General features: G+C 53.9%; 25 protein-coding genes and 1 other RNA gene. 20 read left to right on the top strand and 6 right to left on the bottom strand.

What is annotated here, in order from left to right; translation table 11 throughout:
* The first annotated feature begins 84 nt into the window (after window positions 1–84).
* Window positions 85–846 (top strand): Nif3-like dinuclear metal center hexameric protein, encoded by a 762-nt coding sequence (locus ACXUPB_RS08470; protein ID WP_472956230.1) that lies wholly within the window; start codon window positions 85–87, stop codon window positions 844–846.
* Window positions 847–908: 62 nt separating this feature from the next.
* Here ACXUPB_RS08470 and ACXUPB_RS08475 read toward each other — a convergent pair whose 3' ends face one another.
* Window positions 909–1,367 carry a ZapG family protein gene (locus ACXUPB_RS08475; protein WP_035587068.1) on the bottom strand — a complete coding sequence of 153 codons (459 nt, stop codon included), beginning with the start codon at window positions 1,365–1,367 and terminating at the stop codon, window positions 909–911.
* Between the two features lie 208 nt (window positions 1,368–1,575).
* On the opposite strand from ACXUPB_RS08475, the gene zapE reads away from it, so the two are divergent.
* The 8 genes from zapE (at window position 1,576) to ACXUPB_RS08515 (ending at window position 7,947) form a co-directional block, all read left to right on the top strand.
* A complete protein-coding gene (zapE, locus tag ACXUPB_RS08480; protein ID WP_336272944.1) occupies window positions 1,576–2,760 on the top strand; it encodes a cell division protein ZapE in 1,185 nt (394 codons plus the stop codon).
* Window positions 2,761–2,945: 185 nt separating this feature from the next.
* A complete protein-coding gene (gene rplM / locus ACXUPB_RS08485; protein ID WP_008958668.1) occupies window positions 2,946–3,374 on the top strand; it encodes a 50S ribosomal protein L13 in 429 nt (142 codons plus the stop codon).
* A gap of 13 nt (window positions 3,375–3,387) precedes the next feature.
* Window positions 3,388–3,777 (top strand): 30S ribosomal protein S9, encoded by a 390-nt coding sequence (gene rpsI, locus ACXUPB_RS08490; protein ID WP_008958669.1) that lies wholly within the window; start codon window positions 3,388–3,390, stop codon window positions 3,775–3,777.
* A gap of 209 nt (window positions 3,778–3,986) precedes the next feature.
* Complete coding sequence (gene petA / locus ACXUPB_RS08495) at window positions 3,987–4,586, top strand: ubiquinol-cytochrome c reductase iron-sulfur subunit (protein ID WP_176303096.1); 600 nt, start codon at window positions 3,987–3,989, stop codon at window positions 4,584–4,586.
* Window positions 4,586–5,845: a cytochrome b gene (locus tag ACXUPB_RS08500; protein WP_176303097.1), complete on the top strand. Its 1,260-nt coding sequence runs from the start codon at window positions 4,586–4,588 to the stop codon at window positions 5,843–5,845. The genes petA and ACXUPB_RS08500 overlap by 1 nt, the downstream gene beginning before the upstream one ends.
* Window positions 5,845–6,612, top strand: a complete 768-nt coding sequence (locus ACXUPB_RS08505; protein ID WP_008958672.1) for a cytochrome c1 — start codon at window positions 5,845–5,847, stop codon at window positions 6,610–6,612. The genes ACXUPB_RS08500 and ACXUPB_RS08505 overlap by 1 nt, the downstream gene beginning before the upstream one ends.
* A 149-nt stretch (window positions 6,613–6,761) precedes the next feature.
* Window positions 6,762–7,388 carry a stringent starvation protein SspA gene (sspA, locus tag ACXUPB_RS08510; RefSeq protein WP_008958673.1) on the top strand — a complete coding sequence of 209 codons (627 nt, stop codon included), beginning with the start codon at window positions 6,762–6,764 and terminating at the stop codon, window positions 7,386–7,388.
* A gap of 67 nt (window positions 7,389–7,455) precedes the next feature.
* Window positions 7,456–7,947, top strand: coding sequence for a ClpXP protease specificity-enhancing factor (locus ACXUPB_RS08515; RefSeq protein ID WP_472956235.1), 492 nt, complete (start codon window positions 7,456–7,458; stop codon window positions 7,945–7,947).
* Window positions 7,948–7,998: 51 nt separating this feature from the next.
* Here the strand turns inward: ACXUPB_RS08515 and ACXUPB_RS08520 are convergent.
* The 5 genes from ACXUPB_RS08520 to ACXUPB_RS08540 all read right to left on the bottom strand — a co-directional run bounded on the left by ACXUPB_RS08520 (window position 7,999) and on the right by ACXUPB_RS08540 (window position 12,510).
* Window positions 7,999–9,218 (bottom strand): IS3 family transposase gene (locus ACXUPB_RS08520; protein ID WP_336274203.1). Its coding sequence is split into 2 segments (ribosomal slippage): window positions 7,999–8,868 and window positions 8,871–9,218, totalling 1,218 coding nucleotides; the frame shifts between segments, so codons are not numbered across the junction.
* A 127-nt stretch (window positions 9,219–9,345) separates the two neighbouring features.
* Window positions 9,346–9,918 (bottom strand): BON domain-containing protein, encoded by a 573-nt coding sequence (locus ACXUPB_RS08525; RefSeq protein ID WP_336269319.1) that lies wholly within the window; start codon window positions 9,916–9,918, stop codon window positions 9,346–9,348.
* An 86-nt stretch (window positions 9,919–10,004) separates the two neighbouring features.
* Window positions 10,005–10,595, bottom strand: coding sequence for a phosphoheptose isomerase (locus ACXUPB_RS08530; RefSeq protein WP_008958676.1), 591 nt, complete (start codon window positions 10,593–10,595; stop codon window positions 10,005–10,007).
* A gap of 48 nt (window positions 10,596–10,643) precedes the next feature.
* Window positions 10,644–11,015, bottom strand: a complete 372-nt coding sequence (locus tag ACXUPB_RS08535) for a YraN family protein (protein WP_336269317.1) — start codon at window positions 11,013–11,015, stop codon at window positions 10,644–10,646.
* A complete protein-coding gene (locus ACXUPB_RS08540) occupies window positions 11,005–12,510 on the bottom strand; it encodes a penicillin-binding protein activator (RefSeq protein WP_472956239.1) in 1,506 nt (501 codons plus the stop codon). Before ACXUPB_RS08540 ends, ACXUPB_RS08535 begins: the two co-directional genes overlap by 11 nt.
* Before the next feature lie 114 nt (window positions 12,511–12,624).
* On the opposite strand from ACXUPB_RS08540, the gene rsmI reads away from it, so the two are divergent.
* From rsmI to murG, 11 genes are all read left to right on the top strand, one after another.
* A complete protein-coding gene (gene rsmI / locus ACXUPB_RS08545) occupies window positions 12,625–13,482 on the top strand; it encodes a 16S rRNA (cytidine(1402)-2'-O)-methyltransferase (RefSeq protein ID WP_472956241.1) in 858 nt (285 codons plus the stop codon).
* Window positions 13,483–13,514: 32 nt separating this feature from the next.
* Window positions 13,515–13,885, top strand: an RNA gene (gene rnpB, locus ACXUPB_RS08550) — RNase P RNA component class A.
* Window positions 13,886–13,952: 67 nt separating this feature from the next.
* On the top strand, window positions 13,953–14,909 hold the full coding sequence (gene rsmH, locus ACXUPB_RS08555) for a 16S rRNA (cytosine(1402)-N(4))-methyltransferase RsmH (protein ID WP_336272939.1): 957 nt from the start codon (window positions 13,953–13,955) through the stop codon (window positions 14,907–14,909).
* A 14-nt stretch (window positions 14,910–14,923) separates the two neighbouring features.
* The gene (ftsL, locus tag ACXUPB_RS08560; protein ID WP_101146228.1) at window positions 14,924–15,259 is read left to right on the top strand and encodes a cell division protein FtsL; all 336 of its coding nucleotides are present in this window, start codon (window positions 14,924–14,926) and stop codon (window positions 15,257–15,259) included.
* On the top strand, window positions 15,256–16,962 hold the full coding sequence (locus ACXUPB_RS08565) for a peptidoglycan D,D-transpeptidase FtsI family protein (RefSeq protein WP_176303104.1): 1,707 nt from the start codon (window positions 15,256–15,258) through the stop codon (window positions 16,960–16,962). Before ftsL ends, ACXUPB_RS08565 begins: the two co-directional genes overlap by 4 nt.
* Before the next feature lie 18 nt (window positions 16,963–16,980).
* A complete protein-coding gene (locus ACXUPB_RS08570; protein ID WP_179914832.1) occupies window positions 16,981–18,474 on the top strand; it encodes a UDP-N-acetylmuramoyl-L-alanyl-D-glutamate--2,6-diaminopimelate ligase in 1,494 nt (497 codons plus the stop codon).
* Complete coding sequence (locus tag ACXUPB_RS08575) at window positions 18,474–19,826, top strand: UDP-N-acetylmuramoyl-tripeptide--D-alanyl-D-alanine ligase (protein WP_179914833.1); 1,353 nt, start codon at window positions 18,474–18,476, stop codon at window positions 19,824–19,826. The genes ACXUPB_RS08570 and ACXUPB_RS08575 overlap by 1 nt, the downstream gene beginning before the upstream one ends.
* 14 nt (window positions 19,827–19,840) lie before the next feature.
* On the top strand, window positions 19,841–20,923 hold the full coding sequence (mraY, locus tag ACXUPB_RS08580; protein ID WP_472956244.1) for a phospho-N-acetylmuramoyl-pentapeptide-transferase: 1,083 nt from the start codon (window positions 19,841–19,843) through the stop codon (window positions 20,921–20,923).
* A gap of 58 nt (window positions 20,924–20,981) precedes the next feature.
* Window positions 20,982–22,370: a UDP-N-acetylmuramoyl-L-alanine--D-glutamate ligase gene (murD, locus tag ACXUPB_RS08585; RefSeq protein WP_179914834.1), complete on the top strand. Its 1,389-nt coding sequence runs from the start codon at window positions 20,982–20,984 to the stop codon at window positions 22,368–22,370.
* The gene (ftsW, locus tag ACXUPB_RS08590; RefSeq protein WP_281662129.1) at window positions 22,367–23,548 is read left to right on the top strand and encodes a putative lipid II flippase FtsW; all 1,182 of its coding nucleotides are present in this window, start codon (window positions 22,367–22,369) and stop codon (window positions 23,546–23,548) included. The genes murD and ftsW overlap by 4 nt, the downstream gene beginning before the upstream one ends.
* Window positions 23,549–23,584: 36 nt before the next feature.
* Complete coding sequence (murG, locus tag ACXUPB_RS08595) at window positions 23,585–24,679, top strand: undecaprenyldiphospho-muramoylpentapeptide beta-N-acetylglucosaminyltransferase (RefSeq protein ID WP_472956707.1); 1,095 nt, start codon at window positions 23,585–23,587, stop codon at window positions 24,677–24,679.
* Window positions 24,680–24,697: the final 18 nt, after the last annotated feature.

Raw genomic sequence — 24,697 nt, forward strand, 5'->3', positions numbered from 1 at the left:
GCAGCGAGTTTTACAATGGTTTAATGGTAACACTTTCTTAGCAAGTTCCTCACGGGTGCATTTAAATCAATAAAAGGACGCAATATGATTCATCGTGACCAATTAGTGGCAGCCTGTGACCATCAGCTGCGGGCTGCTCAGTTTAAAGATTATACGATTAATGGTTTGCAGGTAGCGGGTAGTGAGCACGTTAAACGCGTTATAACGGGAGTGACAGCCTGTCAGGCTTTGCTGGATGAAGCCGTTGCTTGGCAGGCGGATTTGGTGTTGGTGCATCATGGCTATTTCTGGAAAAACGAGCCCGTTGCGATCACCGGCATGAAGCAGAAGCGGATTAAAACACTGCTTGATAACGATATCAGCCTGCTGGCGTACCACCTACCGTTGGATGCTCACGCCGAAATGGGCAATAACGCCGAATTGGCTAGGCGTCTAGGCTGGAAAGTGGAGGGGTGTATTGATGGCGAGCTAGGAGAAGGGCTTTTATGGTCAGGATGTTTAGCGCAGCCACTTTCTGTACAGGATCTCGCAGTGCAAATTGCGCACACCCTTCAGCGTGAGCCTTTGGTCATTGAAGCCCCGCAGGTGGGCGATATTGAGCGCATTGCCTGGTGCACCGGTGGGGCGCAAGACATGATTACGGCAGCCTTTGAGGCGGGGGCGCAGGCCTTCGTATCGGGTGAAATATCCGAGCGAACTACCCACTTGGCGCGCGAAATGGGGATCCATTATATCGCCGCTGGCCATCACGCTACAGAGCGTTATGGAATCCAGGCCATGGGTGAGTGGTTAAGCGATGAGTATGATGTTGAGCATCGCTTTGTGGATATTGATAATCCTGCTTAACACATTAAGCGCCCCGAAAGATCGTTGACGAGAATCGGGGCAGCTTATTGACGTTTGGTTACTTAATAGCGGGGCGGTTGAGGCGTTGCCACCTCGTTACTTTTCAAGCCAAAGTCCTCAGATAACGTTCCGCCTTTACCGTCGGCGTAGTCGCGCGGGGTAGCGGGAGCCGCTGTATCAGCCTGTGCCTGCTGTTCAGAGGTAGAATTGATGCCAGAAAGATCAAGGCTTGGCTGAATCGCCGCATCGCGAATGTCCCATTCCTCAGCATCCTCTTTTAGCTGAAGTTCTAGTTGGTTGGCTTCATCGCGAATATTGCTGAGCCGCTGATAGATCCCGGTCAAATGGCTGCCCACGCTGTTCTTCATTTCAGCGATTTGATGTTCGCGTTCGAGTAGCTTTTGACGCATGGAAGCAGCCTCACGCTGGCTTTTGCTGAAGAGGCGGTAACTGCCCAATCCAACGATTAAGCCGACGATAAAACCGATAATGGCAAAGGTTAATGGTGAGCTTGCGTCCACAGTGTTCTCCCTGGCGCCTTGAATATAACCGCAGACTGCATTAGCCAGCAGCTTTTGAATTAAACAGGCTGCCATTATAGGCGTCAGTCTGCCGGTTGGGTCAATCCACTCATGCGCTTAGACGTCTCTACGGGTATAATCACAGCCTTTCTTAGGGTTGCCAGTCGTTGTGCTGGCTACTGCCTTACATGCTGAGGGAGGCGATTGCATGTCATCAACATCTGCGGATAGGGCAATGTCTAAAACACGCCCAGCATCGCCTATTGAGCGCTACCGCGCGGATTTAGAGCGTGAGGATTTTCAATATGATGCGGCGCAGGAATCAGCAGTAAAACATTTGCAGCGGCTTTATGATGAGCTTGTAGCTGCACCGACGACCGTGCCGAAGACCTTGGTTGCCCATAAGGGCTTGAAAGCCAAAATGGCCGGCTTAATGGGTAAAAAATCTTCCTCTGCCGATAAACCGGTCTTGCCTCAGGTAAAAGGGCTCTATTTTTGGGGAGGGGTAGGACGTGGCAAAACCTATTTAGTTGACACGTTTTACGAATCCCTTCCTTTTCCTGACAAAATGCGTACCCATTTCCATCGCTTTATGCAGCGCGTCCATAACGAGCTGACACACTACAAGGGTGAAAAAAATCCCCTCACGCTAATTGCGGGTAAATTTGCCACTGAGGCGCGTGTGATTTGCTTTGATGAATTTTTTGTCAAAGATATTACCGATGCCATGATACTTGCCAACCTGCTGGAGGCGCTTTTTGAGCGCGGGGTGGTGCTAGTGGCAACCTCAAATATCGTGCCTGATGACCTGTATAAAGAGGGTCTGCAGCGGGCCCGTTTTCTGCCTGCCATTGAGCTTGTCAACCGGCATTGCAGCGTGGTGAACGTCGATTCAGGCGTTGATTATCGTCTGCGCGCACTTGAGCGGGCTGCTATTTTTCACTCACCGCTGGAAGAAGCGGCTGAGCATGAACTTTCGCGTAGCTTTCGTGAAATAGCGGGGCAGGCGGGCGAAGTAGATGCGTCGCTAGAAATTAACCATCGTGTGCTCAAAGCCCGCCGTTTGCATGATGATATTGCTTGGTTTGAATTTCTTGAGTTGTGTGACGGTCCGCGTAGTCAAAATGACTATATTGAGCTGGCCCGTGAGTTTCACACCGTGTTGGTCTCCAATGTAATGCGAATGGATGCCAAAAAAGACGATCAGGCGCGACGTTTCATCAATATGGTCGATGAATTTTATGACCGCGGTGTGAAGCTGCTAATGTCGGCAGAAGTGCCGATTGAGCAACTTTACAGCGATGGCAAGCTGACGTTTGAGTTCCAGCGTACGCTTTCCCGGCTACAGGAAATGCAGTCAAAAGAATACTTGGCGTTGGCGCATAAACCCTAGAAGGCAAAGAGTCTATCGGGCAAGTAAAAAAGTCACGATACGGCTTAACTTGTCGCTGTCCTTACTGTAGAATGCCGCCTCGCTACATGTTGCTTGCGTAAGCTGGCAACCAAAAAGAATAGGGATGGTGCTTCGCCGTATAGCGGTGTGAGTCACCCAATACATTTAATCTGGTGATTTTATCCATGAAGACGTTCAGTGCTAAGCCGCAGTCCGTCCAGCGCGACTGGTATGTTGTCGACGCTAAGGACAAAACGCTCGGTCGCCTGGCAACCGAGATTGCTCGTCGCCTACGCGGCAAGCATAAGCCCGAATTTACCCCTCACGTTGATACTGGCGACTACATCGTTGTTATCAACGCAGAGAAAGTCCATGTGACCGGCAACAAGGCGAAGGCTAAAACCTACTACCGCCACACTGGTTACCCGGGCGGTCTGCGCTCTATGACATTCGACAAGATGCTTGATCATGCGCCTGAGCGCATCATTGAGTCTGCCGTTAAAGGCATGTTGCCGAAAGGTCCTTTGGGTCGCGCCATGTACACTAAGTTAAAAGTGTACGCCGGTGCCGAGCATCCGCATGCTGCCCAACAGCCGCTTGAACTAGACATCTGAGGAAATCTTCGCCATGACACAGCAGTATTACGGTACCGGGCGCCGCAAGACTTCCACCGCTCGCGTGTTTATGAAGCCAGGCTCTGGCAAAATTACTGTCAATAACCAAGACCTAGACCTTTACTTTGGTCGCGTTACTGGTCGTATGGTTGTTCGTCAGCCGCTTGAGTTGACCGAAACGCTAAGTCAGTTTGACATCTTCGTGACTGTCGCTGGCGGCGGTGGTTCATCTCAAGCAGGTGCTATTCGTCACGGCATTACACGTGCCCTGATGAACTACAATGAAGACCTGCGTCCTTCGCTACGTGCCGCTGGCTACGTAACGCGTGATGCACGTCAAGTTGAACGTAAGAAAGTCGGCCTGCGCAAAGCACGTCGTCGTCCGCAGTTCTCTAAGCGTTAATTCTTTACGCTATGCGGCAAAACGCCCAGGTCATCGACCTGGGCGTTTTTTATTGAAATATCATAAAATTATATTGCTCGTACCACTATGGTCACGGGCGGTTGTTCTTGTGCATAGCGCTTTGTTTTTTTACCATAGAGCGTATTTGATATTCGTCGCCGCAAGACGCCTTTGCGGCGAAGCGGGTAAGCTGATGGGAGAAACCTGAAATGGCAGATAACGGCGTAAACAAAGGCCGACGCCGTTTCCTCGTAGGCGCCACCTCCGTTGTGGGTGCGGTAGGTGCTGTCGGGGTTGCGGTACCCTTTGTGGCTTCTTGGCAGCCTAGTGCCAGGGCAAGAGCGGCGGGTGCTCCTGTTCAAGCGGATATATCGAGGCTTGAACCAGGACAGCGTATGACCGTTGAGTGGCGTGGTCGTCCTATATGGATTATCAATCGTACACCAGAGATGATTGAGCGCACTGAATCGCTGGGTAGTGACCAGTTAGCTGATCCTGATTCGGAAGTGCCGCAACAACCCCCGTACATCGATGGTGGGTTGCGGTCGATTCGACCTGAGATTGGGGTGCTGATTGGTATCTGTACGCACTTAGGTTGCTCGCCACTTTTTCGCCCTGAGCCTGATGCAGAGGGCGTAGGCGTCGATAATTGGCCGGGTGGTTTCTTCTGTCCTTGCCATGGTTCTCGCTTTGACTTAGCTGGTCGTGTGTTCAGTAACGTTCCTGCGCCGACTAACCTCGAGGTTCCACCCTACCGCTTTGAGAATGACGACATCATTGTCATCGGCGAAGATGAGGAGAGTGCCTAATGGGTAACCCGAATAAAGCCAAAGCGGAAAAGGGCGTCATGCGGTGGGTAGATGATCGCTTTCCTGCGACTCAAATGTGGCAAGAGCATCTATCTAAATATTACGCGCCAAAAAACTTCAACTTCTGGTACTTCTTTGGCTCGTTAGCGCTGCTGGCGCTAGTTAACCAAATCCTAACCGGGGTTTGGCTGACGATGAGCTTTAATCCCTCGGCTGAAGGTGCGTTCGATTCTGTCGAATACATCATGCGAGATGTGGAGTGGGGCTGGTTGATTCGCTATATGCACACCACCGGCGCCTCTGCTTTCTTCCTCGTTGTTTACCTGCATATGTTCCGTGGCCTGTTATACGGTTCTTACAAAGCCCCCCGCGAGTTAGTGTGGGTCTTTGGCATGACGATTTACCTGGTGCTAATGGCGGAAGCCTTTATGGGCTACCTGCTTCCTTGGGGCCAAATGTCCTATTGGGGCGCGCAGGTTATCATTTCGCTATTCTCTGCCATTCCCGCTATTGGCCCTGATTTAGCGCAGTGGGTGCGCGGTGACTTCCTGATCTCAGGGATTACCCTTAACCGTTTCTTTGCGCTGCACGTGGTGGCCCTGCCCATCGTTATTTTGGCGCTTGTAGTGCTGCATATCATTGCCCTGCATGAAGTCGGTTCAAATAACCCCGACGGTATTGATATCAAGCAGAAGAAGGATGAGGCCGGTGTTCCGTTGGACGGGATTCCTTTCCATCCCTACTACACGGTTAAAGACTTGGTAGGTGTTGCGGTATTCCTGTTTGTTTTCTGTGTGGTGGTGTTCTACTTCCCAGAAGGCGGAGGTTACTTCATTGAACGGCCTAACTTTGATCAGGCTAACCCACTGCAAACACCTGATCACATTGCGCCCGTTTGGTACATGACGCCGTTCTACGCCATTCTTCGCGCTATAACTTTCTCGGTGTTTGGCTTAGACGCTAAGTTCCTGGGCGTTATCTTTATGGGCGCGGCGATAGCAATATTGTTTGTTCTGCCCTGGCTGGATCGTAGTCCGGTGCGCTCTATGCGTTATAAAGGCTGGATGTCGAAAGTGATGTTGCTGCTGTTTGCCATCAGCTTCGTTATTCTCGGTATTTTAGGTGTGTTGCCATCAACGACAGGGCGAACCATTCTGGCGCAAACATGCACCGTGATTTATTTCGCCTTCTTTGTCTTGATGCCTGTCTACACCAAGCTTGAGAAGACTAAACCCGTTCCAGAAAGGGTGACTGGCTAATGAAAAAGCATCTATTAGGACTCCTTTTCGCCTTAGTGCCAGTAACCGCGATGGCTGCAGGAGGCGCAAGTGTGCCTCATTCGATGGAGCCTGATCTTCACGATCAAGCCTCGCTGCAAAACGGCATGAAGCTCTACGTTAACTACTGCATGGGTTGCCACTCGCTTCAGTACCAGCGTTTTGCCCGTGCGGCTGACGACTTGGGGATGCCTCAGGATCTGGTGGAAGAGAATCTGATTTTCTCACCTGAGTTGGCCTATAACGACCAAATGCACATTGCTATGGACAGTGGCGATGCAGAGGGTTGGTTTGGTGCGCCGCCGCCTGATCTATCGCTGAAAACACGTGTGCGAGGAACCGATTGGATCTACTCCTATCTGCTCGGTTTTTATAAAGATCCCAGCCGTCCAACCGGCGTCAACAATACGGTATTCGATTTGGTAGCAATGCCTAACGTGTTGGAGCCTCTGCAGGGCGTGCAAGAGCTGGTGTGCGCTGAAACGGATCATCCGGTAGAAGGGCAAGAGCCGGATGCGCTATCAGGTAAGTATCAGTCTTGTGACGTGCTGCAAGTCACAGAGCCTGGTGAACTCGAGCCTGCTGAGTTTGAGGAAGCGGTGTATGATCTTACTAACTTCCTGGCTTATGTAGGCGAGCCCTCCAAGCTTCAGGCCCAGGCACTGGCGCCTAAGGTGCTGATCTTTATTTTCATTTTTGGTGTGATTGCTTACCTGCTCAAGCGTGAGTATTGGCGAGATATCCACTAATTAGTAGTAGCTGATCGTCAGTAGGGCGCACGGCGTGAGCTGTGCGCCTTTTTCTTGTCAGCATGACAATAAAGCAAAGCAAGCTAGCTTCCCCTAAGGGTGTGCTGGCGTGTTATTATCCAAGATTGTTTTGAAGTGAGGATGCTTTCATGGGTGTTGTGGCCAAGCGGTCGTCGATGATCTTTTACTCAGGTGGTGATGATCATTTCAGTCATCGTGTGCGCATTGTGCTGGCCGAGAAGGGGGTCGCCGTTGATATCGTCGATGTTCTCGACGAAAAACCACCAGAAGAGCTGGCAGACCTCAATCCGTACAACAGTGTACCGACACTGTTAGATCGTGACCTGGTGCTTTATGAGTCCAAAGTCATGATGGAGTATCTGGATGAGCGTTTCCCGCATCCTCCGTTGTTGCCTGTTTACCCAGTGGCTCGGGCGCAAAGTCGTCTATGGATGCACCGCATTGAGCGTGAGTGGTGTCCAATGGTTGATCAGATTCGCAGCGGTGGAAAGAAAGAAGCGGATAAAGCGCGTAAAGAGTTACGCGAAAGCTTAATTGGTATATCGCCAATTTTTGAAGATATGCCGTATTTCATGAGCGAAGAGTTTACGCTGGTGGATTGCTGTTTAGCGCCTGTGTTGTGGCGTTTGCCGGATCTCAATATTGAACTGCCTGAAAAACAGGTTAAGCCGTTGCTGGCATATATGTCACGTGTATTTGAGCGTGAAGCGTTTAAGGCATCTTTAAGTGAGCGTGAAAAAGAGATGCGCGCTTGAATTCATTCGGCTCCCGTTCGCTTGTTTAGAGGCAGGGAGCCTTACTTGTAAGGAGGAGGGAGTCTAGATGAAATCGAGTCGCCCCTATCTCGCCAGAGCGCTTTATGAGTGGCTGCTGGATAATGAGCTAACGCCTTATCTAGTAGTGGATGCTACTTTGCCAGGCGTCGAGGTGCCTCGCCAGTTTGTCCAGAATGGCCAGATTGTTTTGAACGTGGCACCTACTGCCGTGCGCGATCTTTTTATGGAGAATCAGGCAATAGGCTTTAATGCCCGCTTTGGTGGGCAGCCGATGCAGGTGATGATTCCGACGCCGGCTTTGATTGCTATTTATGCCCGGGAAAATGGCGCTGGAATGGTTTTTGGCCATGAGCCTGAGCTGGGTGAAGACACCGAATCTTTTGGGGATATTGAGGACGACGAGAAAGCCTCTGGTAAGCCTGAGCTTTCGGTCACTGAGCCAGTTCATGATGAACATGGCGATCCCAAAACTTCAGCCGAAACCTCTGATAAAGCTTCTAGCACTAAGAAAAAACCAACACTGCGGGTTGTTAAATAACGCTAGTTAAATAACACCTGTGGTATGTCTAGTCCTAAAATAGATTGACACTTATTTCATCTCAAACGCCCAGTGCACTGCATTGGGCGTTTTGTATTTCAGCGCTAGGTGCGGCCGCTGACTGTTATATATCTCGACGGACTCATTCACCATCGTACGCGCCTGACAAACATCTCCTGGCTGAACCAAGAGGAATTCAGTCTTCAATATTCCGTTTACACGTTCTGCGAGAGCGTTTTGATAACAGTCATAACCGTCTGTCATTGAGCACTGGATACCGTACTGGCGATGTATCTTCTGATAGCTGTCACAGCAGTATTGGATGCCTCGATCCGAGTGGTGGATTAACGGCTCGCTTCCTAACCGTTGGCGTAGAGCGTTGCGTAACGCTTGCTCTACGTCCTGGCTACGTAAGCTCTCATGGACGTGATGACCGACGATTTTGCGGGAGTAAGCATCGGTGACCAGACTTAAATAGCTCATCCCGTGACGCGTCGGTAGATAGGTAATGTCAGCGACCCAGACCTGATTAGGGCGGCAGGCAACCACCTGCTCGGGGCCTGGCTTGAGCAGGTTCGGATGTCGCCGGAAGCGATGATGGCTGTGCGTCGTCTTATGATAAGCTCGGCGTATGGGCACCAGCAGACGCCGCGTACGAAGGACCTGAAAGAGCTGATCTCGTCCCACGTGCAACTCTTGATCTGCTTGGCGGTGCAGCAAGTGATGCAGCTTGCGGGTGCCTAGTCGAGGCTGGGTAAGTCGTATGTCTCGAACAAAATCGACGATCCGCTGCTCCCGGGCCTCTCGCGACTGCTGCGCTTTTTTGGCCTGATACCAAGCCTGGCGGCTGATGCCGAGAAGGTGGCATACCCTGCTGATGGTTAATCCGGCAACACGTTCTTGCGTGAGGACTTGTCTGGCTGCTTTTTTACGGACACCCCGTAATCCTTCTCCATCACCTCCACAACAGCTTCGAAGAACTGAGCCTTTTGCTCAGCAAGCCGCAACTTCTCTTCAAGCTCTTTGATCCGTTGTTCAGGGGTAAGTGGCCGGGGCATGTCGGGACTCCTTCTAGAGCGCTGTGTGGCACCGGGACTCCAGTCCTGATGACCATATCGACGTAACCACTTTAATACCGTCGTGCGACCTTGAATACCGTAACGACTCTGCGCCTGTTTATAGGTCATCTCGCCACGTTCCACTTGCTCTACCACGGCCTGTTTAAAGGCCAGTGTGTAGTCTTTCTGTGTGCGCTTAACTCGTTGACTCATCACGCTCTCCCAAAATAAGGACGGGAACGTGTCAACTCTATTCAGGACGGGTCAGTATGTATTAAAAAGCCTCGCTTTTATCAAGCGAGGCTTTTTTATGCGAGCTGGCAATAAAAGCACGTACAGATTAGTCGATGTAGTCAAACACCTTGACGATTCGCTGTACGCCGCCAACTGCGGAGGCTGCATTGACGATGCGGTCGGCTTCTTCACGCGTCACGCTGCCCATCAGGTAAACGCTGGCGTTTTCTGTAGTCACTTTTAGTTTAGAGGAATCAATGTGATCATTAGTTGCCAGGTGGCTGATGACGTTGGTGGTTAGCCATGTGTCCGTCAGGCGCTGGCTGGCCGGTAGGCGAGCGGCAATGGTGAGTTCGTTATGAACTTCATTGACCCCACGTAAACTGCTGGTGACTTCGCCTGCCATCGCGCGTAACTCTTCACTAGGCACTTGTCCCACCAATAGCACCACACCGTTATAGGCATGGGCGCGGATGCGGGCGTCGCCTAGTCGCGCATCGGCACGCTCAAGTGCGTCGTCAACTTCACGCTCTATGGTGGCATCAATGGCTTCAACGTCGTCGCTACGTTGGGCATAGTTTGACTGATTGGAAGCGGAGTTATTGGCACAGCCGCTGATAAACATTACCGCGCAAAGCGCAGCAGCGATAAAACCGCGAGAGGAGAGGTGCTGGGGCATCGGTATGGCTCCTTGGTGCTAGCTAGCTGTTAAAAAATTAATCAAAGTCCGTTTATGTTAACGCTATAAACAAGGACTGCTGGTGTTTAAGCGCTGCCAAACAGTTGTTCGTCGATAAGATCGCATAGGCAGTGAATTACCAAAAGATGAACCTCTTGGATGCGCGCCGTCGAGGTAGCAGGAACGCGGATTTCACAATCATCCTGGCCTAGCAGCGAGGCCATATCGCCGCCATCGCGACCGGTAAGGGCAACAACGGTCATATCACGATCATGCGCCGCCTGGATAGCTTGCACAATATTGCCTGAATTGCCGCTAGTTGAGATAGCCAGCAGCACGTCACCCGGCTGGCCCAGTGCGCGGATCTGCTTTGAAAATACCTCATTATAGCTATAGTCGTTAGCGATAGACGTTAGCGTGGATGTGTCGGTGGTGAGCGCTAACGCAGGCAGGCTTGGCCGTTCGCGTTCGAAACGGTTGAGCAGTTCAGAGGAGAAGTGCTGGCTGTCGCCTGCACTTCCGCCATTGCCGCAGCTAAGTATTTTTCCTTCGCTAACAAGGCACTGCACCATCATTTGGCTTGCCACTTCAATAAAGGGCGGAAGCACTTCGCTGGCATACGTTTTAGTGTCGATGCTGGCGTTAAAGTGGCCGAGTATCCGAGATTGAAAGTCCATCAGGGCTTCCTGGTTAAATTAAAGTGTAAAGACCGTTTTTAAAGACAGTCAAAAGGCATCAAAAGCAGCTTTCACCCAGTGAAACTCAAGATCGGGGGACTTGCCGGTAATCGCCAGGATATCAAAGCGGGATGGCGATGAAAGTCCACCGCGAGCGATATATAACCTAGCTGCACGAACCAATCGCTGCTGTTTCTGGTGGGTGACCGTTTCTAGAGGATGTCCATAGCGCGTCGTCGTGCGATGTTTAACTTCGACAAAGACGAGAATATCGCCATCTCGCATTACCAAGTCAAGCTCACCCCCTTTCACGTGATGATTTTGCGTGACGAGGGTGAGTCCCTGTTGGCGCAGCCATTGAGCAGCTATCTGCTCAATGGCTGCGCCGCGGGCACGAGCGGTATGGGCGTTATTCGTCACTGACGTTACGGTTAGGGATCAAAATAGGCGATGGAACACCGTTTTGGAATTTTGCCCAAGGCAGCTCACGGTAAATGCGGCCGTCGTCGTTTAAGTAAAGCATGCCGGTACTGCCGTTCAAGCCGTTGAGCTCGTTAAGATTTGAGAAGCGAATCGCCAGCTCGTAAGCATCAACACCCATGGCCATTAGGCGGAACATAGAGGCATCCGATTCATCGCGTAGGCTCTGATAGGTGGATGCAAAAGGAAGCGCTTCTTCACCACCAACCGCAGCATCGGGGATTTGCCAGGGGATATCCATAAACATGACATCGTTTAAATCTTGATCAAGGCGCGTTTGCAAGCGGCCTTCATGTAAATGCGATGTGGCATAAATTGGCAGATCAGGGGCGTAATAATAGTCCATGGTGGGCGGCACTTGGCGCGCATATTCCGGTAACGCGAGTAGGAAAAGTGCGTCAATATTGCTTAGGCGGGCGCGTTCGCCGCTGACATTGAGAGCGGTTTGTACCGCATTAGAGACTGAGCTATCAGGGTTATAGCGTACGGCGTTGGCAACTTCACCGCCTTGGCTATGCCACTCATTCCAAAAGGCTTCACCTACGCGGCGCCCCCAGTCGTTATCAGGCACCATCATGGACATTTGGCGGTGGCCATCCTGCCACGCACGGCGAGCCGCTTGGCGTGCTTCATCTTCAGCGGAGAGGCCGTACTGGAATAGCCGCTGTGCTTGGTTGTTATCGCCACTGCCATAGTTGAGCGCCAGCGTAGGAAGGGGAACACTATCGCGTTGCTCTAGCTGGGTGACTTGGCTTTTATCTAATGGGCCAATCATTAGTTGCGCGTTCATTTGCTGGGCGCGGTCATAGAGCTCATCAAGTGAGTAGCGCGACGCGTCGAGAAAGCTGAGTTCGGTATTGCCCCCTTTAACATCATGGTGCTGGCGCATGGCGGTAGCGATGGTGTTAGCGACGCTGCTAAGTGGGCCAGATTCGGGCAGTGCAACCACGATACGGCGTATTGCCTGACCTTCAAGCTCAGGCAGTGCGACCGTTACCGCGCCAGTTTGGTCAAGCGCTTCACGAGCCCAGCGCTGACGCTCTGCAAGCCTCTCTTGCTGGCTAGCCTGCATTGGCAGTTCGTCGTCGAGTACTTGTGTGGCGCGTAACACGGCGCTTGGTTCGTCCAGTGCGCGGGCAAGTTCGGAAAATAGCAACGCCCAGCGCACACGATCAGGCTCTGATAGCAGGCTTTCATCGATTCCGTCGGCGGTTTCAAAGGCTCTGTCGCGCTCACCCTGTCTCGCAAGAATGTTGGCTGCTTCCAGGCGCGTTTTAGCTGCTTGTTCGGGTGCCTGCTGTTCCGCTTGGTTGAGTAATTGACCTGGGTCTTCAACAGGCACGCGGTCTACCACGCTTGGTGACTGCATCGCACAGCCAGCAACGAGAAATGCCACAAGGGCTGCGGCGAGTAAGCCACGTAATGACTGTTTCATGTATCCTTCCTTAAGTTTCCATTTGCGCTGTCGCTGCTTGCCAACGATTGCCGAGGCTACGGCACAAGCATAGCGCACCGATAGAGCAAGCCATCAACGAATTGAGAGTCAACAATGCCAGACCATAATCCGGGTACATTGTACGTGGTTGCCACGCCAATTGGGAATTTGGACGACTTAACCGCACGTGCCGCTCGGGTATTAGGGCAAGTCGCGCGGGTTGCAGCTGAAGATACCCGCCATAGCGGCCGCCTGTTGGCGCACTTAGGCTTGAATAAGCCGATGGTCTCCTTACACGAACACAATGAAGCGCGTCGTGTGGATACCTTGGATAGCTATCTCGCCGCAGGAGAAGATATTGCCTTAATCAGCGATGCAGGAACACCGTTGATTAGCGATCCAGGTTTTGTGTTGGTTCGTGAGTTGCGGGCGCGAAACCGCCATATCGTGCCGATTCCTGGCCCCTGTGCGCTGATCACCGCGCTGTCAGGAGCCGGGCTGCCCACCGACCGATTCGTATTTGCTGGTTTTTTGCCCGCTAAGCCAGGCGCTCGACGTCAATCGCTAGAGGGCTGGAAAACCCGTGAAGAGACGTTGGTGTTTTACGAGTCGCCTCATCGCATCGTGCACACCCTTGAGGCGCTGCAGGAGCAAATGGCCGGGCGGGATGTGGTATTAGCGCGTGAGCTAACCAAAACGTTTGAGACATTTTTGCACGGAACGCCTGAGAGTTTACTTGAGCAGTTGGCGGCTGACCCTAATCAAGCTCGCGGCGAATTCGTCATTATTGTGGCTGGCGCTCCGCCGGTTGAGCAGAGTGAATATCAGAATATATCAGCGGAGGCCTTGCTAGAGGCACTGCTGGCAGAGGGCGTGGGCGTTAAGCAGGGCGCTGCGATTGCCGCGCGAATGCTCGGTGGCCGCAAGCAAGTTTGGTATGCTCGTTTGCAAGCAATTAAAGGCGAGCATTGAGGCAAGTCGAGGGCGCTGGTATGCTTGCCGCCGGAGTTGGCCAGACAGTCGCCGCTAATACCCCTCAAAAGGTGTTGGGGGAGGAAAGTCCGGGCTCCATAGGGCAGAGTGCCAGGTAACGCCTGGGCGGTGTGAGCCGACGGAAAGTGCAGCAGAGAGTAGACCGCCTAAGCCCCAGAAATAAACCGCTGGGGCCGGTAAGGGTGAAAGGGTGCGGTAAGAGCGCACCGCGCGCCTGGTAACAGTGCGTGGCATGGTAAACCCCACTCGGAGCAAGACCAAATAGGGACCCAATGGCGTGGCCCGCGCTGGGTCCGGGTAGGTTGCTTGAGCGCTGTGGTAACGCAGCGCCTAGAGGAATGGCTGTCCACGACAGAACCCGGCTTATCGGCCGACTCCCCCATTTCCACATCAGGGCGTGCATGCACGCTCTTTATTACGTTGTCTCTAACATCTTGTGTGAGAAAAAAATGCCTTCTCCTGACGCTGAACAGGTTGCTTCCCGCTTTCGCCATACCAGCGTACTACTGGAAGGTGCTATTGATGCCCTGGTGCATGACGATCAAGGCGTCTATTTAGACGGTACTTTCGGGAGAGGCGGTCACTCACGGGTAATTCTTGACCGTCTGAGCGAGCAAGGTCAGCTGCTCGCCATGGATCGCGACCCCCAAGCCATTGCCGCAGCGGCTGACATTGATGATTCGCGTTTCCAGATTACCCAGCGTGAGTTTGCCCAGCTTGCCGAATTTGCTCGTGAGCAAGGCGTGTTCGGTAAGCTTTCAGGGGTGCTGCTTGATGTAGGCGTTTCCTCCCCTCAGCTTGATGATCCCGAGCGCGGTTTTAGTTTTATGCGTGATGGCCCGCTGGATATGCGCATGGATCCTACCCAGGGACAAAGTGTTGCTGAATTCTTGGCGCGTGCCAGTGAGGCTGATATTGCCTACGTGTTTAAAACCTATGGTGAAGAGCGTTATGCCAAGCGTTTAGCCCGGGCGGTGGTCACTCGTCGAGTCGAGAAGCCATTCACCCATACGGTGGATTTGGCTGAAGTACTTAAAGTTGCTCACCCCGCCTGGGAAAAAGGGCGTCACCCAGCCACCAAAGCGTTCCAAGGGCTGCGTATATTCGTCAACGGCGAGCTTGAGCAGTTAGACAGTGCGCTTGATGCGGCGCTTGAGGCGCTTGCCCCCGGCGGTCACTTAGTGGTTATCAGTTTTCACTCGCTGGAAGATCGCCGCGTGAAGCGCTTTATCCGTCATCATGTGCGCGGTGACACTGACCTTCCGCGTGGAGTGCCTATTCGCGACGATCAATTGAATCGGCGTCTTGAGGCGTTAGGCAAAGGCGTGCGGCCAAGTGAGGAAGAAGTGGATGCTAATCCTCGCGCACGAAGTGCCGTCATGCGGGCTGCACGCAAACGGATGTAATCACGGATGTAATCATGAGCATGGATCGGATTGAGCAGTGGGCAACCACGCTACGCACCGAATGGCCTTTCAAGCTACGCCTGCGCGCCTGGCCAGTGGTTATTAGCCTGTTATTTTTACTCTGCATGGCCTCTGGGTTAGCTGTTGTCATTACTACGCATATGACGCGGGTGCAATTTGCTCAGCTGCAACAGCTAGAGCAAGAAGAAAACCAACTGCAAACAGAGTGGGGGCAGCTGCTACTTGAAGAGGGCGCATGGTCAACCCCAGCCCGCATTGAGCAAATTGCCACTGAGCGCCTGGGCATGCGAATCCCCGATGTCCATGATGTTGAGGTGATTAGGCCATGAGAGGTGAGCGTCGAGGAGGTACCTCCCGCCAAGCGCCAATTGCGCCCCCTTTGGGTGGTGGTCGGTTCCTGTTTATCTTGTTTGCGATTGGCCTAGCATCCGCTATTTTAATCGGCCGCATTACGCTGCTTCAGGTAATTGACCGCCCCTTTCTGCAAAGCCAGGGGGATGCACGTACCCTCCGCCATGAAGCGATTCCCGCCCACCGCGGTATGATTACCGATCGTAATGGAGAGCCACTGGCTATTTCTACGCCAGTCGTCACACTCTGGGCGAATCCCCAGGAGTTGCCCGAGGATGCCATACAGCGCGTTATGCTAGCCCAAGCGTTAGGGATGACGCTGGATGACTTTGAGTCGCGTGTAGCACGCTTTAGCGAGCGTGAATTTATGTATTTACGCCGCCAAATGACACCCGCCGCCGCTCAGCAGATCCTTAATCTACGGACCCCCGGTGTTTATCCCCAGCGTGAATACAAGCGTTACTATCCTGCTGGCGAAGTGGCGGCGCAATTATTGGGCGTCACCAACGTTGATGACATTGGGCAAGAAGGTTTAGAGCTCTCCTATCAGCCCTATTTGGCCGGCCACCCTGGACAGCGGCGGGTAATTAAAGATCGCCGTGGGCGTCTGGTGCGTGAGCTTGGCGTGATTAACGAGGCCCAGCCGGGTGGCGAGCTCACCTTGGCTATTGATCAGCGTATTCAGTATATGGCGTACCGAGAGCTGCGTGCGGCGGTCGCTGAGAATGAGGCTGATGGTGGCGTGCTGGTAATGATGGATGCGCGCACGGGAGAAGTGTTGGCAATGGCGAACTTGCCCTCCTATAACCCTAATAACCGGGCAGGACTCGATCCGCGTGGGTTGCGTAACCAAGCACTGGTGGATGTATTTGAGCCTGGTTCGGTCATGAAGCCTCTGGCCATGGCAGCTATTTTGGAAAGCGGGGTGGTAGACCGCGATGTCATAGTGGATACATCGCCCGGTTGGATGCGGCTGGACCAATTTACAATTCGCGATTTTCGTAACTATGGTGAGTTGGATCTGGCCGGTATCCTGGAGAAATCATCGAATATCGGTATGTCACGTTTAGCGTTGCAACTGAGCGATACCGCTATTTGGGAAAAATATAACCAGTTAGGATTAGGGCAAGCGCCCGGTACAGGTTTTCCTGGTGAGTCAACGGGTAGTTTGCCCGCACCGGTGCGCTGGTCGCGCAGTGAGCGAGCAGCGCTCTCTTATGGTTATGGACTCTCTGTTTCCGCGGTGCAGCTAGCGAGTGCTTACACGGCGTTAGCTAATGATGGTGTTCGTTTGCAGCCCTCTCTTTTACGCCTTTCTGAGCCCCCTCAGGGCATTCCTGCTATATCGCCCACGGTTGCGAATGATCTGCTCAATATCTTGGAAACCTCGGTAGCCGCTTATACCGGTGGTCGGCGAGCCCGGGTGGAAGGTTATCGCGTGGGAGGGAAAACGGGCACCGTACGTAAGACCGGACAGCAAGGCTATACCACCGATGCTTATCGCAGTGTGTTTGCGGGGATTGCGCCTATTTCTGATCCGCGTATTGTCACTGTAGTCATGATTGATCACCCCAAGGCTGGCGAATTTTATGGTGGTGCTGTCGCCGCCCCGGTTTTTTCCAGCGTAACGGGTAATGCTTTGCGCTTGTTGGATGTTCCGCCGGATCACGATGCTGAGTAGTTTTTCTAAGGAGTTTGCATGACGCTGAGTTCAGTCGATGTGGTGTCGGCGCTTGCGCACGTATGGCCTAATTCACCACTGCCCGTCGATTTGCCTGAGCTGCCGGATCTAGTACGCATAGAAATGGATTCCCGCAAACTACAAACGGGCGATGTTTTTGTGGCAGTGCCGGGCAGTCAGCGTGATGGCCGCGATTTTATTGAGCAAGCGCTCAATGCGGGTGCTGCGCTTGTGTTAGCGCAAGGCGAGCCCGGTCAGGTGCTGCTTGAAGGCCGCGTGCTGAAACTGCCGCATCTTTCGGTGCGCTTGGGTGAGTTAGGGCGCGCCATGTTTAAAGTGCCTAATGATCTTGAAGTGATTGGCGTGACCGGTACCAACGGTAAAAGCTCCGTCACTAATTATATCGCTGCACTTAGCGAGACATTAGGAACGCCCACCGGACTGATTGGTACGTTGGGTGTAGGGCGTCCCGGTGAGTTGCGCGATAGCGGCTTAACCACGCCTGGCGCCTTAGCGCTGCAGGCGACACTGGGTGAGCTTGCCAGCCAGAGTGTGCGGCGTGTGGCGCTTGAGGCCTCTTCCCATGCGCTGGATCAGTACCGCTTAGAAACGGTAAACGTAAGCGTAGGCGTGTTTACCAATCTGACGCGCGACCATTTGGATTATCATGGCAGCATGGCCGCCTATGCAGCATCCAAAGCGAAGCTTTTTCGGCGCTCGGAGCTCCGTCTAGCGGTAGTCAATGGCGATGACCCCTTAGCACGCTTAATGCTGGCAGGTTGCAACAGTAATGTACGGGTGCTGGCGACGGGTAAAGATGAAGCCGTTACCTTGCGCGTGCTGGACTGGCAGCCCTCTGAGCAGGGGCAGCAGGCAATGATTGCGACTCCCGAGGGCGAGAAAATGCTTAGCTTAGGTTTAATGGGGCGTTTTAATTTAGATAACGTGCTGTTAGCGATGGCTGTGTTGTACGGATTAGGCGAATCACTCGACGACCTCTTCTCAGCCGCGTCTTCGCTGACGCCGGTGCCGGGCAGGATGGAGCGCTATGGTGGTGACGGCACGCCTACCGTGGTGGTGGATTATGCGCACACGCCGGATGCGCTTCATAGCGCGTTACAAGCGCTGCGTGCCCATCTGGGTGATGCTGGCAAATTGTGGTGTGTATTCGGCTGCGGGGGAGAGCGCGATACAGGTAAGCGAGCCGAAATGGCTAAAGCTGCCGAGGCGCTGGCAGACCACATTATCGTTACCGATGATAATCCTAGGCACGAGTCCGCTGAGCAAATCCGCCAACAGATTTTGTCTGGGTTCTCTGACACCGCGAACCCTATTGAAATCGGGGATCGTCGTGAGGCTGTGGCCACCGCTATTAAGCAGGCGGCTTTACAGGATGTCGTGCTTATCGCCGGAAAAGGCCATGAGGCGTATCAGGATATCCAGGGAGTGCGCCATGCCTATGCCGATAGCGAAGAGATCCAGCGTGCCTTTGCTGGGCGGAGAAGTCACTAATGCAGTGGACACTTGGCCAGCTCGCCTCTGTGCTGGGTATTGAGGCGCCTGTTGATAAAGCGCAGCTGTTAGTCAGTTCAGTCGTTACCGATAGCCGCAAGATCGAGTCTGGCTGCCTGTTTGTTGCCCTTAAAGGCCCTCGCTTTGACGGTCATGATTTTGTTGCGCTTGCCAGCGAGCTCGGTGCCGTAGCGGCATTGGTCGACGCCCCCGTTGCTGCCGACTTACCCCAGCTGGTGTGCCCGGATACACGTTTGGCCCTTGGGCTGATTGCCGGCGCGCACCGGCGCGCATGGCATGGCCCCGTGGTAGCCGTCACCGGCAATAGCGGTAAGACGACCGTTAAAGAGATGTGTGCTGCTCTGCTAGCGCCTTTAGGCGACGTATTAGCCACTCAAGGTAATCTGAATAACGACTTTGGCGCGCCGCTGACCTTATTGCGATTGCGGCCGCATCATCAAGCCGCGGTGATCGAGCTGGGCGCTAATCATTTAGGTGAAATCGCCTGGACAGCCCCGCTGACCAAGCCCGATGTGGCGATTATCACCAATGTCACCGGTGCCCATGTGGGCGAGTTCGGTGGCATGGGGCAGATTGCCCAGGCGAAAAGTGAATTACTGGTCGGGCTGGGCGAGCAGGGTACTGCTGTTCTGAATAGGGATGATCACTATTTTACGTTTTGGGCTGCTTGTGCGGCTCCGCGGCGGGTGGTGAGCTTTGGTTTTCACCCCGAGGCGGATGTGAGCGCCGCAGCGCTTTCCTGTGATTCGCAAGGGCGGTATGCTTTCACGCTATTTCAGCATGGTCGAGCGCTGGGCCAGGTGCGTTTGCCGTTACTGGGCAAGCACAATGTCAGTAATGCGTTGGCTGCTGCAGCTGCAGCATTAACGCTAGGCGTGCCGGAAGAGCAAGTGATATCACGCTTGGAATCGCTGCAAGCGCTTGCCGGTAGGTTGGCCGTGGTATCCGGATGGCGCGGTGTCACTGTGCTGGATGACACTTACAATGCCAATCCTGGCGCGGTCAAAGCGGCCCTGGATACCTTGGCCAGCTTTCCTCCGCCACGCTGGTGTGCGTTAGGGGCGATGGGCGAACTGGGGGAAGCATCGGCTGCGCTGCACGCCGATATCGGCCGCTATGCCGCCGAGCTTGGTATTGATGAGCTGTTAACGCTGGGCGAGGCCGCACGTGCCGCCAGCGAAGCCTTTGGTCGTGGGCTGCACTTTAACGATCACGAGACGCTAACGCGTTATGTCACTCATACTTTGCCGCCTGACACTACGTTGCTGGTGAAAGGGTCGCGCAGTGCGGGCATGGAACATGTCGTTAATGCACTGCGTTCGGATAAATAAGGTAAACGCCGTTCATGTTACTTCACTTGGCGAATTTTCTGTCGCAGTACCAATCTGATTTTCAGGTCGTTAACTATTTAACCCTTCGCGTAATTTTAGGCGCTCTCACGTCGTTAATGCTCTGTTTATGGCTGGGGCCATGGATGATTCGGCGCCTCGTGGAAGGCCAGATCGGGCAATCCGTGCGTGACGATGGGCCGCAATCCCACCTCTCAAAAGCGGGCACCCCCACCATGGGGGGGGCAATGATTTTGCTGGCCATTGCCATCAGCACCTTGTTATGGGGTGACTTAACCAATCTCTATATCTGGGTGGTGCTGGGTGTCACGCTCGGCTTCGGCGCCATCGGCTGGGTCGATGATTACCGCAAAGTAGTGGAAAAAAATCCGCGCGGTTTACCCGCTCGCTGGAAGTATTTCTGGCAGTCGGTGGTGGGTTTGGGGGCGGCGCTATTGCTCTATTTAACCGCCTCCACGCCGGTCGAGACCAGCCTGCTGGTGCCGCTGTTCAAAGAGGTTGCTCTGCCGCTCGGTGTCTTCTATATCGTGCTTACCTATTTTGTGATTGTAGGCAGTTCCAACGCCGTCAATCTAACCGATGGATTAGATGGCCTGGCTATTATGCCGACGGTACTCGTGGCCATGGGCTTATCAATATTCGCTTATGCCAGTGGCAACACGGTTTTCGCCGAATATCTGCATATTCCGTTTATTGCTGGAACCGGCGAATTGGCCGTGTTCTGCGCCACGATTGCTGGCGCTGGGCTGGGATTTTTATGGTTTAACACTTATCCAGCCCAGGTCTTTATGGGCGATGTAGGTGCCTTGGCGTTAGGGGCTGCGCTGGGTGTGGTGGCCGTGATCGTACGCCAGGAGATTGTGCTGTTTATCATGGGCGGTGTTTTTGTCATGGAAACGGTTTCGGTCATCCTTCAGGTGGGATCCTACAAGCTTACCGGGCGTCGCATCTTCCGAATGGCGCCTTTGCATCATCACTATGAATTGAAAGGCTGGCCTGAGCCGCGGGTCATTGTCCGCTTTTGGATTATTACCGTGGTGCTGGTGCTGCTTGGCCTCGCAACGCTCAAAGTTCGTTAATGCATCTGACCATGAGTGCATCGACGGATCGTTGGCATGATGCGAGAGGGAGCTTGTAATGGTTCAAGTAGCTAAGGGAGTAACGCTGGTTGTCGGGCTGGGGCTTTCCGGTCGGGCTATCTGCCGTCATTTAAGTCGCTTAGATGTACCTTACATGGTAGCGGACACGCGGGCCGAACCGCCGGGGCTTGATGATTTTCGCACTGCGCATCCCGGGGTGGAAATTCACTGCGGCTCGCTTGCCGCTCTGGATCTGCGCGATGTGGAAGAGGTGGTGGTAAGCCCTGGGCTTGACCCGAGAATGCCGGGCTTGAAAGAGCTGGCGGATCAGTTAAATCCTCGCACTGGGGAGCCGATGGTAGTGGGTGAGATGGCCCTGTTCGTGCGTGCCGCGAAGGCGCCCATCGCAGCGATTACCGGTTCTAATGCGAAGTCGACGGTGACCACGCTGCTCGGTGAAATGGCAGCGGAGGCAGGCGTGAATGCGGCAGTGGGTGGTAATTTGGGCACCCCCGCGTTGGACTTGTTGGCCAGCCACCCGGATGCCGCGCTCTATATTCTTGAACTCTCGAGCTTTCAGCTGGAGACGACACCTTGTCTGGGGGCGAGCTGTGCCGCGTTCCTGAACCTGTCCGAAGATCACCTTGATCGTCACGGTGATATGCACGGTTATCGAACTGCAAAACAACGTATCTTTATCGGTGCCCAGCACGCGGTGGTGAATGGGGATGACCCTCTGTCATGGCCTGACTATCCCGTTGACCAAGTGGCCTACTTTTCCCATGACGCTCCGGTGGAGGGCCAGTGGGGGCTGGCGCGTGATCAAGGTAAATTAATGCTGATGCAGGGCGACACCCCCTGGTTGTCCATTGATGAGTTAAGCATGACTGGGCAGCACAATTACCTTAATGCACTGGCTGCGCTAGCGATGGGGCAGGCGTTAGGGTTTGCAGCGGCGCCCATGTGTCGCGCACTGCGTGACTTTAAAGGGCTGGCACATCGCAGCGAAATGATAGCGCGTATCAACGATGTCACCTGGGTTAACGACACCAAGGGCACCAATGTGGGCGCTACTCTGGCAGCCATCAATGGCATTGGCGCTACGCTGGAAGGACGTTTGATTTTATTGGCAGGCGGGGTTGGTAAGGGCGCGGATTTTACCCCGCTGGCCGAGCCTTTGAAGAAGTGTGCGCGTCATGTGCTGCTGTTTGGGTTGGATGCTCCGCGATTGGCGGAGGCGTTGGATGGTCACGTGACGACTCAGCAAGTAGACGATCTAACTCAGGCCATGCAAGCAGCGTTTAAAATCGCTCAGCCTGGAGACTGTGTGCTGCTATCACCTGCCTGTGCAAGCCTGGATCAGTTTGCTAATTACCAAGAACGCGGCGAGGTATTTCGCCGTTGGGTGCATCAACAGGCAGCGTCCACTACTGGGGGAGCGTCATGAGCCGGCTTCAGCGTCTGCGTACTGTTCTTACCACGCGTGATTTGCCTTGTGATATCTGGCTGGTGATGGCGGCAGTAGCCTTAGCGGGTTTGGGCTGGGTAATGGTGAGTTCCGCTTCAATTGGCTTACTGGAAGATACTTACCACTACTCCCGCCAGCACGGCATTTTCCTAGTACTCGCTATCATGGCATGTGTATTTATGCTCTGTGTGCCGCTGGAAGCCTGGCGCCAGAATGCTGCGCTTATTCTGCTCGCCTCTATCTTTCTGTTGTTTCTAGTACTGATTATTGGCCAGGAGATCAACGGCAGTAAGCGCTGGATAGCGTTGCCGGGGCCATTGCCTAGTTTGCAGGTCTCTGAATTTGCCAAAATTGGGCTGATTTTTTATATGGCGGCATTTATGTCGCGTTTTACCTACGATTTGCGACGGCGCGCATTCAGCATGTGGCGCCCATTAGCCGTGCTGGCGGTTCCTGCCGGGCTGCTGTTTCTAGCCCCGGATTTTGGCGGCATGGTGGTCTTTACCGTTTGCGTCATCGGTATGCTGATGATGAGTGGCGCATCGCTAGTACTGCTTGTGGGCAGTGGCGCGCTGCTTGGCTCAGGGGCGGTTATGATGGTGGTGATAGAGCCCTATCGACTGGCGCGTTGGACTAGTTTTCTTGACCCCTGGGCAGATCAATTTGCGACAGGTTACCAATTAACCCAGGCGCTGATTGCCTTCGGGCGAGGGCACGTGACTGGCACCGGCCTGGGCAACAGTGTGCAAAAACTACACTACCTGCCGGAAGCGCATACCGATTTTATCTTTGCGGTGATCGCCGAGGAGCTCGGAATGATCGGCGCGATTATTGTCGTGCTGCTGTTTACGCTATTTATTGCGCGCGCTATGTGGGTAGGGCGCAAAGCGGAGATGGCCGGGCATCTTTTTGGCGCTTATGTAAGTTACGGCATCGGGTTTATTGTGGCTGCGCAGGCGTTTATTAATATGGCGGTAAGTTCCGGGCTGTTGCCAACCAAGGGTTTAACATTGCCGCTAATGAGCTATGGCGGTTCAAGTCTATTGGTGACTGGCGTGATGGTGGGGCTGCTGCTGCGCACGGATGCCGAAACGCGTCACCGCCCCCGACGTGCGTCCACCCCGTATAAATCGCGCCATGAACCGCGTTTATCGTAACGTTATGCCGCTTGGTGCTATCAGGAGTTTGATGTGATGACTAATGTTAGGCGACGAGTGCTGATAATGGCAGGTGGCACCGGCGGCCATGTGTTCCCGGCGCTTTCCCTCGCCAACGCACTGCAGAAGCAGCAGGTGGATGTTGAGTGGCTGGGCAGCCCCAGGGGGATTGAGAACCGTCTGGTGCCTGAGGCGGGTATTAGATTGCATACTATTGCCATCAGCGGGCTGCGCGGTAACGGCATAACCGGCTGGCTAAAGGCGCCGGTGAATCTCACCCGTGCAGTCTTAGTAGCGCGGACGGTGATTCGAGAGTTCAAGCCGCATGTCGTGGTTGGCCTGGGTGGCTTTGCCAGTGGCCCCGGCGGGTTGGCGGCTTGGTTGACTCGCATCCCCCTGGTTATCCATGAACAGAACGCTGTGGCAGGGCTGACAAATCGCGTTTTATCGCGACTGGCTAAGCGTACCTACGCCGCCTTCCCAGAAGCCTTTGGCTCGCGCGCCGAAGTGATTGGAAATCCCGTGCGTGACGATATCGCTGCCTTGGGTAGCACGCCACGAAATGCTGGCACGCTCTCTGCACGGCCACTGCGTCTGCTAGTGGTTGGAGGCTCGCTTGGCGCAGTTGCACTAAACGAACGCTTGGCGACAGCGCTTGCTGCACTGCCAGTTGAGCAACGACCCGAGGTCCGCCATCAGGCGGGTAAAGATCGTGATGTTGCTACTGCCGAAAATTATCAGCAGCACGGCGTAAACGCTGAGGTTTGTCCCTTTATTGATGATATGGCTGCTGCTTATGAGTGGGCCGATTTAGTGGTATGCCGCTCTGGTGCGCTCACCGTGGCCGAGCTGGCCGCCGCCGCCAAGCCTGCATTGCTGGTGCCTTTTCCCTTTGCGGTCGATGACCATCAGCGTATCAACGCGCAGGTGTTAGTTAAGGCGGGGGCCGCCAAGTGCGTTGTACAGTCTGAGCTGACGGTTGAGCGTTTAAGCGACTTTTTAAATGAATTGCTCGTCCCCAATACCCTGGCTGCGATGGCGGCGAACGCCCGTCAGGCCGCGCATTTGGATGCGACTCAGCGCTTGGCTGAAGGGTGTTTGGCGATGATAAAGCTAGGAGATTCTGCGTGATCGATAAAGACAAACCCA

This window comes from Vreelandella sp. DA03-1M (assembly GCF_055725665.1).